General features: G+C 32.7%; 1 protein-coding gene. It reads left to right on the top strand.

Annotation, left to right across the window (positions count from 1 at the left end):
* Nucleotides 1–343: ATP-binding cassette domain-containing protein (locus IU405_RS00015; RefSeq protein ID WP_197436633.1), on the top strand; the 343-nt coding region annotated here is incomplete at both ends.

Genomic DNA, 343 nt, shown 5'->3' with positions numbered 1-343 from the left:
TGGGAAGTAAGATTTTGGAGTTGCATAAATTGAAAAAATCGTATGGTGACAAAGTAATTTTAGACGGATTTGACTATGTGTTTAAACGTGGAGAACGAATAGGAATTATTGGTAAAAACGGTACTGGAAAATCATCATTTTTAAATATTATTACCGAAAAAAATCCTGTAGATGCAGGAACTGTGATGGTTGGAGAAACCATTAAATTCGGGTATTATACACAATCAGGAATTGTCATCAAAGAAGGTCAAAAAGTCATTGAAGTCATCAAAGAATTTGGAGAGTTTATTCCGTTAATGAAAGGACAAAAAATCTCAGCATCGCAATTGTTAGAACGCTTTTT

Source organism: Polaribacter sp. BAL334 (assembly GCF_015767435.1).
In the GTDB taxonomy this organism is placed as follows: Bacteria; Bacteroidota; Bacteroidia; order Flavobacteriales; family Flavobacteriaceae; genus Polaribacter.
The sequence above is the reverse complement of the archived record's forward strand: the minus strand, read 5'-3'. Positions and strand labels throughout refer to the sequence as shown.